This window comes from Pararhizobium sp. P1_E7 (assembly GCF_056405855.1).
Genome location: NZ_JBFUBH010000089.1, coordinates 1 through 9,448, shown reverse-complemented (window position 1 = coordinate 9,448; position 9,448 = coordinate 1). Strand labels below are relative to the sequence as shown.

General features: G+C 61.2%; 12 protein-coding genes. 7 read left to right on the top strand and 5 right to left on the bottom strand.

The window, feature by feature from the left end:
* The 5 genes from AC1D17_RS26150 to AC1D17_RS26130 form a co-directional block, all read left to right on the top strand.
* A partial coding sequence (locus AC1D17_RS26150) for an ABC transporter permease (protein ID WP_477568186.1) occupies positions 1–519 on the top strand: 519 nt, incomplete at its 5' end.
* A gap of 26 nt (positions 520–545) precedes the next feature.
* On the top strand, positions 546–1,580 hold the full coding sequence (locus AC1D17_RS26145) for an ABC transporter substrate-binding protein (protein WP_477568185.1): 1,035 nt from the start codon (positions 546–548) through the stop codon (positions 1,578–1,580).
* Positions 1,581–1,649: 69 nt separating this feature from the next.
* A complete protein-coding gene (locus AC1D17_RS26140; protein WP_477568184.1) occupies positions 1,650–2,681 on the top strand; it encodes a histone deacetylase family protein in 1,032 nt (343 codons plus the stop codon).
* 2 nt (positions 2,682–2,683) lie between these two features.
* A complete protein-coding gene (locus AC1D17_RS26135) occupies positions 2,684–2,863 on the top strand; it encodes a hypothetical protein (protein WP_477568183.1) in 180 nt (59 codons plus the stop codon).
* Complete coding sequence (locus AC1D17_RS26130) at positions 2,860–4,005, top strand: serine hydrolase domain-containing protein (RefSeq protein ID WP_477568182.1); 1,146 nt, start codon at positions 2,860–2,862, stop codon at positions 4,003–4,005. The genes AC1D17_RS26135 and AC1D17_RS26130 overlap by 4 nt, the downstream gene beginning before the upstream one ends.
* Before the next feature lie 11 nt (positions 4,006–4,016).
* On the opposite strand, the gene AC1D17_RS26125 is transcribed toward AC1D17_RS26130, so the two are convergent.
* The 5 genes from AC1D17_RS26125 to AC1D17_RS26105 form a co-directional block, all read right to left on the bottom strand.
* Positions 4,017–4,709 (bottom strand): DUF2161 domain-containing phosphodiesterase, encoded by a 693-nt coding sequence (locus AC1D17_RS26125; protein ID WP_477568181.1) that lies wholly within the window; start codon positions 4,707–4,709, stop codon positions 4,017–4,019.
* 97 nt (positions 4,710–4,806) lie between these two features.
* On the bottom strand, positions 4,807–5,280 hold the full coding sequence (locus AC1D17_RS26120) for a GreA/GreB family elongation factor (protein ID WP_477568180.1): 474 nt from the start codon (positions 5,278–5,280) through the stop codon (positions 4,807–4,809).
* 85 nt (positions 5,281–5,365) lie between these two features.
* Complete coding sequence (locus AC1D17_RS26115) at positions 5,366–5,803, bottom strand: low affinity iron permease family protein (protein ID WP_477568179.1); 438 nt, start codon at positions 5,801–5,803, stop codon at positions 5,366–5,368.
* Between the two features lie 121 nt (positions 5,804–5,924).
* Positions 5,925–6,926 (bottom strand): flavin-nucleotide-binding protein, encoded by a 1,002-nt coding sequence (locus tag AC1D17_RS26110; RefSeq protein WP_477568178.1) that lies wholly within the window; start codon positions 6,924–6,926, stop codon positions 5,925–5,927.
* Between the two features lie 44 nt (positions 6,927–6,970).
* Complete coding sequence (locus AC1D17_RS26105; protein WP_477568177.1) at positions 6,971–7,588, bottom strand: glutathione S-transferase family protein; 618 nt, start codon at positions 7,586–7,588, stop codon at positions 6,971–6,973.
* Between the two features lie 122 nt (positions 7,589–7,710).
* Between AC1D17_RS26105 and AC1D17_RS26100 the strand changes: the two genes are divergently transcribed.
* Both AC1D17_RS26100 and AC1D17_RS26095 read left to right on the top strand, forming a co-directional pair.
* The gene (locus AC1D17_RS26100; protein ID WP_477568176.1) at positions 7,711–8,631 is read left to right on the top strand and encodes a LysR family transcriptional regulator; all 921 of its coding nucleotides are present in this window, start codon (positions 7,711–7,713) and stop codon (positions 8,629–8,631) included.
* A gap of 84 nt (positions 8,632–8,715) precedes the next feature.
* Positions 8,716–9,318: a TetR/AcrR family transcriptional regulator gene (locus tag AC1D17_RS26095; RefSeq protein WP_477568175.1), complete on the top strand. Its 603-nt coding sequence runs from the start codon at positions 8,716–8,718 to the stop codon at positions 9,316–9,318.
* Positions 9,319–9,448 lie beyond the last annotated feature (130 nt).

Below are 9,448 nucleotides of genomic sequence, written 5' to 3'. Positions count from 1 at the left end.
GAGCCCTATCGCGGCCTGACGCTGAAATATGCCTTCATCAACCAGCCCTTGATGATCCCTGAAATCGTCACCGCGGTCGCCCTTTTGATCTTTTTTGCCCGCATCAAGATCTGGACCGGTTATTCCGGCCTCGGTTACCTGATCGCCGCCCATACCGCCTTCTGCATCCCGTTTGCCTATCTGCCGATCCGGGCGCGGCTGGAGAACATGGACCTGACGCTGGAGAAGGCTGCCGCCGATCTCTATGCGACGCCGTGGAACGCCTTCCGCTACGTCACTTTGCCGCTGCTCTGGCCGGGCATTCTCGCCGGTTTCATGCTGGCCTTCGTGATTTCGCTGGACGATGTGGTCATTACCGAATTCGTCAAGTCGGCCGGCCAGGATACCTTGCCGACCTACATGCTCGGCCAGATCCGCCGCACCATTACGCCGGAAATGAACGCGATCTCGACGCTATTCCTGCTCCTGTCGGTTTGTGTCGTCACCGTCTTCTTCATCGTCAACAGAAAACGTGTCTAACAAGAAAGAAGAAAGGGAACAGCATCATGAAACGGATCACCACGATCATGGCCGTGACGGCCGGGCTTCTCGCATCGACGGGCCTTGCCCGGGCGGAGGGAGAGCTCAACATCTACAACTGGGGCAACTATACCAGCCCCGAAATGATCAAGAAGTTCGAGGACGCCTACAAGGTCAAGGTGACGATCACCGACTATGATTCCAACGATACGGCGCTGGCCAAGGTTCGCCAGGGTGGCTCCGGTTTCGACATGGTCGTGCCGTCGCAGAACTACGTCCCGATCTGGATCTCGGAAGGCCTCCTGCTCGAAACAGATCCGGCCAATATGGAAAACTTCAAGAACGTCGCCAATGAGTGGGCCAATCCGGAGTTTGACCCCGGCCGCAAATACACCGTTCCGTGGGCGATGGGCACGGTTGGAACCGTCGTCAATACTGACGTCTACAAGGGCGATATCAATACCTGGGATATCATCTTCAAGACTCCCGACGAGCTGAAGGGCAAGGTCAATGTCGTTCCTGAAATGAACGACGTGATCGATGCCGCGGTACTTTACAATGGCGGCAAGAAGTGCACGGGTGACCTCGCCATCCTGAAAAAGGTTCGCGATACGCTTGTCGCCGCCAAGCCGAACTGGGTGGCGATGGAATACGGTACGATCGAGAAGATGGGCTCGGGCGACTTTTCCGCTTCCAGCGACTGGAACGGCTCGGCCTTTCGCCAGCGCCTGAAGAACCCGGCGATCCACTACGGCTATCCGAAGGAAGGCTTCGTCAACTGGAGCGACAACCTCGCCGTTCTCAAGGACGCGAAGAACGTCGAGAACGCCAAACTCTTCCAGAATTTCATGATGGACCCGCAAAATGCCGGCATGAATTCCGGCTTTCATCGCTATGCCAACGGCATTGCCGGGTCCGCCGAATTCATGCCGGCCGACATGAAGGGCGCGCCTGAAATCGACGTGCCGGCCGAATTTGCAGCACTCGGCGTTCCCTCGCAGACCTGCCCGCCGGAAGTCCAGGAGCTCTATACCAAGATCTGGACCGAGCTTCAGAAATAACCCTGCCCCAAATCGCACCCCGTCGATCCAGGCGGGGTGCGTTTTCATTTCACGCCGCTGGATGTTCCCATGAAAACTGTCTTTTCGCCCCGTCACCTCGGCCATGCCAATCAGCTCGAACTGGTTGCCGGCGCCATCGTTCCCGGTTTTGAACTGACCTCGCGCGCCGAGTATGTGTCCGCGCGGATCAAGACAGTGGGTCTGGGACCGATCCTTGCGCCGGAACAGCACGATCTGACGACGGCGGCGCGCATCCACCGCAAGGATTATCTCGATTTCCTGCCGACGATCTGGGATCGCTGGACGGCCGAGGGCCGTACAGGCACGGCGCTGCCATTCACCTGGCCGACACGGGGCCTGCGCGGCGACGTGCCGCCGGAATTCATCGACGGGTTGCTCGGATACTATTCCTTCGACGCTGGCTGCGGCATCGTCGAAGGCTCCTGGGACGCGATCAAATCCTCGCATGACGTGGCGCTGACGGCGGCCGGTCTTGTCCAGGCTGGTGAGCGTTCCGCCTTCGCGCTTTGCCGCCCGCCCGGCCACCATGCCGGCGCCGGATTCATGGGCGGTTATTGCTATATCAACAACGCAGCGGTGGCGGCACAGTGGTTCCGCGACAACGGCGCCAAGCGCGTCTCGATCCTCGATGTCGACTATCATCATGGCAACGGCACGCAGGAAATCTTCTATTCCCGCGCCGATGTGCAGGTGATCAACCTGCATGCCGATCCGATGCAGGAATATCCCTATTTCCTTGGCCATGCTGATGAGCGCGGAGCGGGCGAGGGCGAGGGCTACAATCTCAACTACCCGATGCGCTTCGGCACGGATTGGGAGCGCTGGAGCCAGTCGCTGGACGATGCCTGCGGCAAGCTGGTGGCCTATAATCCGGATGTGGTGGTGATCTCGCTCGGCGTCGATACGTTCGAGAAGGATCCGATCAGCAAGTTCAAGCTGAAGACCGAGGATTTCCCGAAGATCGGCGAACGTATCGCGCAGCTGAATCTCCCGACCCTATTCGTCATGGAAGGCGGCTATGCCGTCGCCGAGATCGGCGTCAACGCCGTCAGCGTGCTGACCGGCTTCGAGGGCAACTGATCGTGGTTTCCAGCGCCGTCATGACCGTGGGCGTCGTCCAGTTCGCCTGCGCGGACGATTCCTCCGAAAATCTCGCCACCGCCTGCCGGCTGATCCGGCGGGCAGCGACGGATGAGTTCCGCGATCGCCGCCCGGAGCTTTATGAGGCGCTGGTGACGGCAGATGGAGGAGACAGGACATGATGGATTTCGAACGCGCGCAGGTAACGCTCTCCAACTGGCGAACGGCACCCTTTTCGCAATGGGCCTTCCAGAATGTCGGCGAGATCGTGCCCTCGGCCGTCATTCCGGCCAAAAGGGAAGGCGAAGACCCTTATCTCGATCTTGGCGGTCTGAAAGACCTGCAGGTGACGGGTATCGATGACAGGCCCCAATTGCTGAAAGAGTTTTTGACGGCAAGCGAGACGGACGAGCTCGTGGTGATGCGCGAGGGCCGCGTTACTGCCGAATGGTCGGCTGACCATTCCAGCCCCGCCCGGCCGCATATCATCTTTTCCGTCTCAAAATCCCTGACGGCTCTGCTTGCCGGAATTCTGGCGGGCAAGGGCTTGCTGTCCTTTAGCAAGCGTGTGGCCGACTATGTGCCCGAGGTCGGTTCGGCCTATGCGGATGCGACGGTGCAGCAATTGTTCGACATGGAGATCAGCGTCGATTTCGTCGAGGACTATCTCGATACTTCAGGCGGTTTTGATCGCTATCGCCGTGCGACCGGCTGGAATCCCGACCGGCCGGACAGCCCTGCACCGGATTTGAAAGGCTTCATCTGCAGCATCGGAAAAGGCGACTGGGCGCACGGCGAGAAGCATGCTTACCGTTCCCCGAACACCGACCTTGCCGGCATCGTTCTGGAACGTGCGGCGGGCGGACGGCTTGCGGCTTTGCTCAGCGATCACCTCTGGCGGCCGATGGGTGCCCGCGCCGATGCCATGGTCACCGTCGATCGCATCGGCACGGCCCGCGCCGCAGGCGGCATGTCGGCGACGGCGCGCGACCTTGCGCTGGTCGGCGAACTCGTGCGCAGGCAGGGCGCCGGGCTGATCCCGCAGTCCTTCGTCGAGGACCTCTGGACCGGTGGAAGCCGTGACGCATGGAAAAACGGCGACCAGACGACGCTGTTCCCAGATGGAAGCTATCGCAATTACTGGTATGAAACGGGTGCCGGCGAACTTGCCGCCATCGGCATTCATGGCCAGTGGATCTGGATCGATCCGGCCAGAAAAACGGTGATCGTCAAGCTGTCGTCGCAGGCCCTACCGGTTGATGCTGTTCTCGATCAGGCGATCGTCCGCATGCTGCGCCAGGTCTCCAAGGCCGCATCACTGTGACAAAGCGGTCGTTAGCCGGCTTGTGCCGCGGCTTTGATAGGCTCCTGCGGCTGCGGTGAAAGCGGCCAGCGGACCAATGCCTCTGCCCCGGTTGCCGTCAGAGCATAGATGCCGCGATCAATGCGCTCGAACCAGCCGTAGACATTGCCGCGCAGGATGGCCGCTGCCGATGGCGTGATCGTCTTCAGGTCCCTTGGGCGCAACGGCCCGTCCTGCAAGGCGGCGGCGCAGGCCAGCGCCTGCTGCCGGTAGGCCGTCATGATTGGTGCCCTGGTGCTGCCGCCGACGGCCGGATCGCCCTTGCGCTTCTTGTGCTCGTTGACCAGGCGCGATCGCTTTTTGGCATTCTTGCGCGGCATCGGTGCGACCGGGCTGATGACGACATCAACGGTACCGCTATCGGAAACACTCAGCATGCCAAAGCCGAGCCTTCGGCAGAGGTCGCGGTAGCGGCGATCGCTCTCGCGCCCCTTTCCCTTGGCCGAGACGCGGGCGGCAATCCAGACCTCGTCGCTCGCCGCGGCCCTATCGACGGCTTGCAGGATGAGCTCGAGATTGAAGCTGAGCTTGAGTTCGCAGATGACCACAACCGGCGGCTCGCCGGCCGTCAGGCCGACAAGATCGCAACCGGCGATCTCGCCCTTGACGCTGTAGCCAGCCGCTTCGAGAAAACCCTTGACCGGCAGGTAGAGCGTGGTCTCCAAATCATGTCCTCACATCAGCATCGTTACGGTCTTGCCGTGTTTTGCCGGGAAGATCAATGAAATGGTGATGGTTTGGTAGGGTTGCTACCGGCAGTGATCAGCCGCCGCCATTTATGGAGAGGACGGCTATTTCCTCTTCACGGCCCGCCACCTCGAGTTCGACCGTATCGCCGGGAACGGCACCTTCGAGTGCGCGGGCAAGCGGCGACGTCCAGGCGATTGTCCCGGCCGACGGATCAGCCTCGTCCTCGCCGACGATGCGGATATCCCGCACCTGGCCGCTACGCCGGATAGAGACCCGTGTTCCGAACCTCACCGAGGCTGGCTCCGGGCCGGGCTCCAGGATCTCCATGCTGGCACGCCGTGCTTCCCAATAACGCAGATCACGCTTGAGCCCTGCCAACACGTCACCGTCGCTGGTGGCTGTGATCTGCTGGGTGAGCACTGCAACCATCTGCTCGATCTGACGGGCGCCGTTGGCGGTCACGAGATTGCGGGCCGCACTGATCGGGTGTTCGGGCACCGGCGGGGGCGGGGCGTCGTCGATCTCCTTGGTGAATGCGCGGCTCATCGGTTCCTCCTTCCATACCCACATATATCACGCTTTCGGGTTCATTTGTGCCCCGTCTCAGCCCGGGCGCGATGAGGGTGGCCGCCTACACCTTCTTTTTCAGCTTGGTGCGCCGATCCCGCATGATGTGATCGACCTTTCCGGCAAGCGCGTGGTCCGGCTCGCCTTCGGCCGCTTCCCTCAATAGTGTGGTCAGTCGCCTGAGCTCCTTCTCGTCGAGATGCTCGATGCCCATGAAACGGTTTTCGGCATCGCTGGTCAGAATCAGCTCGTCAAGCTTCGCCTGAAGGGCCTTGCCGTCGCGGTTTTGGGAGTTCTGCAGCACGAAGACCATGAGAAACGTGATGATCGTCGTCCCGGTGTTGACGACGAGCTGCCAGGCTTCGGAAAATCCGAAGAGCGGACCGGTGATTGCCCACAGGACGATGCCCGCAACGGCGATCGCAAACGTCGCCGGCTTGCCGGTCAACTGCGCTACCCCGCTGGAAAATCGGGAAAAGAGGCTGGGTTTTTCGGATGACACGGTGTTCCTCCATTGGGTCGGCCACGTCTTAAAATCCCGGCAGGAGCGAAAGTTCCTGCCGGGACCGGTGCGCATGGAAATATCCGCGATACGGGGCCAGATCCGCCGCTTGATGCCCGCCTCAGGCCGTTGAAACGCTCAATCGGCGTTCGGCCTCTGCCCAGTTGCCGGTCGTGCGTAGGTTCGGCGATTGGCCGTCATCTTGAAAGGCCCAGCGCAGCGGCAGGGCATCGGGCCGCCGGATGATGCGGCGCGGCGTGAAATACAAGAGACGTTCGGCTCCTTCGAAAGCCTCGACTTCGGGTGAGTCCAGAACGACGCGCGCATCGCCGGACAGCTGCAGCAGGCCGCCCGTTTCGAAATCCGCAAACACGAGACCTGCCTTGCCATTGGCCAGGATATTGCCGAGCGTGTTGAAAAACATGTTTCCGGCGAAATCCGGAATGGTCAGCACGCCGTCACTGCCAACCCGGACAAAGCCCGGCCTACCGCCCCGGTGCGAGACATCCACTTGCCGCCGTCCCGCCTCCGGCTCCGCGTAGGACGCAACGAAGAGTGCATCGGCCGCTCCGATCATCCGCCGTGCGTCGTCGTCGAGCGTCTCCAGTATCGCCGGCTCGCTTACAGGGCCGGCCGTGGGGTCGCGGACGAAGCTGAAATCGCGCAGCTGGATATATTTCGGACAGTTGCCGTAGGACTGGCCGACCTCCACATCGAAGGCGGCCGGCCCGGACCGGCGGATCGTTCCGTTCAGCCGGTTGCGCCGCCGCGTATGCAGCTCGATGCCGAGCAAGCCGATGGGTTCGCCGTCACCCATGCCGGCGTCTGCCGGATCGCCGGGCTCGCGGCCAAGGTGAACACTCAAGGTGTCCGGATCAGGACTTTGCAGAAAGCCAGGCTCCGCCGCCCGCAGCGTTGCCCACGCGTCTCCGTCGCCATCCACCGTGCCAAGCACGATGAACGGCAGCTGCGGATAGAAGGCGCGGTGCTGGTCGATCAGATGATCGCGCAGCACGCGGCGGCCGAGCTCCTCCATCCGTTCGGCGACCCCGGCCTGGCTCTGGAGCGCCCGTTCGCCCGCATGCCAGGGGGATGCCTCTTCGGTTGTATTGATGGTCACCATTGGGCGATCCTTTCGTGACAGGTTGGCGCAGCGCTCAAGCCCGCTCAGGCATGTTCAGGGATGCCGACGGCCGTCTTCTGGAAGGCAACGAAACCGGGAAGAGCTTCCACGCGCTTCAGCCAGGCATTGACGTTGGCGTATGAGCTTCGATCGACATTGCCTTCCGGCGCGCGGGCGATGTAGCTGTAGAGCGCGACATCGGCGATGGTCGGATGGCTGGCAGCGATCCACTGGCGGCCGTCAAGTGCGGCCTCGATGCGCTGCAGGATGACGTGGGCCCGGGCGATGACTTCCGCCGCATCGAAGCGCGCGCCGAAGACGGTGACAAGCCTTGCAGCAGCCGGGCCATAGGCGATTTCTCCGGCGGCGGCCGAAAGCCAGCGCTGCACGGCAGCGGCCCCCTTCGGGTCCTCGGGCAACCAGGTCTTCGCAGCACTTTTCTTGGCAAGATAGACGAGGATGGCGTTGGAATCGGCGATGATCGTACCGTCATCGTCCAGCACGGGAACCTGCCCGAACGGATTGAGCTTCAGGAAGTCCGCGGACTTGTGGGCGCGGGCAGCAAGATCGACTTCGATCAGCTCAGCGTCGATCCCAAGCAGGGAGAGGAACAGCCGGGCCCGGTGCGCGTGACCGGACATAGGGTGATGGTAAAGTTTCATCTGCGGTCTCCAAAGAGTGTTGATCATCTTGGGAGAAGATGTTTCTTTCTCCCCGGAAACAGAAGCGCGATAAAAGACAAGATATAATTCCATTTCCCGGAATAATAATGTGAGGCGAGAGAGTGGACAGACTTCAATCCATGCGGGTTCTGGTGAAGGTTGCCGATACCGGTAGTTTCGCACAGACAGCGCGCGCGCTCAACATGAGCCCTCCGGCGGTGACGCGTGCCATTGCCTATCTCGAAGACTTGACGGGCGCCCGGCTTTTCCTGCGGTCGACGCGATCGGTGAAACTGACCGCGCCCGGAAGCCGCTATGTCGAGGATTGCCGCCGCATCCTTGCCGATATCAACGAGGCGGAAGCCTCAGCCGGTGGCTCGCATGCAACGCCCTCCGGCCTGCTGACGGTGACGGCGCCGGTCCTTTTCGGCCAGATTTATGTCATGCCGGTGCTCACGTCGTTTCTGACACGGCATCCGGCCGTCAACGGGCGTGCCCTTTTACTCGATCGCGTCGTCAATCTGACGGAGGAAGGCATCGACGTCGCGTTGCGCATCGGGCAACTGCCCGATTCCGGATACCGCGCGATCAAGGTCGGCAGCGTGCGGCGGGTGATTTGCGGTGCCCCGTCCTATTTCAAGGAACATCCGGTGCCGAAGGTTCCTGCCGATCTGGCCGGGCACACCATTATTGCCAATACCGGCTCGTCCGCGCCGCAGGACTGGCGCTTCTCTGGCGGGGGAAAAAACAGCGTCACGCTCCGTCCCCGGTTGTTCTGCAACACGATGGATGCCGCAATCTCCGCGGCGTCGAGCGGCTGGGGCCTAACCAGTGCGTTGTGCTACCAGGTGGCATCGGCGGTGAAGGCAGGAAAGCTGGACATCGTTCTGGCCGAGTATGAAGAGGCGCCCGTTCCCATCCATGTCATGCACGCCGAAGGCCGGTATATCTCAGCCAAGACACGGGCATTCGTCGATTTTCTGGTGGCGGAATTGCGCGCCAACCAGCATGTGCAGGCTGCAACCTCGCTCGTTTCCGGTTGAGCACTGCGGTTGACAACGATTGTCTTTCGATTTACGACTGACGAAATTTAAAATTCGTCAGTCGTAAATCGAAAGTATGTCAGTATGGACGACAGCACCGATATCCTCGACAGCGCACGGCAGGAAAACATTGCGCGCATTCTCGATGCGGCGGAACGGCTGTTCCGGCACTATGGCTACGCCAAGACCAATGTCGCCGACATTGCGCGTGATCTCGGCATGTCACCGGCCAATATCTACCGCTTCTTTGCCTCCAAGACCGAGATCCACCAGGCGATCTGCGGACGCATGCTCGCCGGCAGCTATCAGCAGGCCTCTGACATCTCGCGCCTGCCGATCAGCGCTGCCGACCGCCTGCGCCGCTATCTGCATGCCGAACATCAGCTGATCGTCACCGCCATGCTCGATCATGAAAAGGTCCACGAGATGGTCATCGTCGCCATCGAGCGCGACTGGCATGTGATCGAAAAACACATCGACCGAATGCACGAACTGCTGGAGGAGATCATCCGCCAGGGCATTGCCGCAGGTGAATTCGCCGAGCAGGACCCCGCCATTGCGGCCCGATGCTTCGGAGCGGCAACGGTGAACATGTGCCATCCGCAACTGGTGGCGCAATGCCTTGCCAAGCCGAATCGGGCAACAGCCGAAGAGCTGATCGAATTTGCCATCAAAGCCTTGAGATGAAGGCCGCCGCATGGGCGGTCCGCTTTCGAACATTGATTTAAAGATCAGGAGCGCGAACATGATTTCGCCAAGCCATTCTGCCTTTCGCATTGTGATGATTGCCTGCACAGCTGCCGCAGTGCTCACCCTG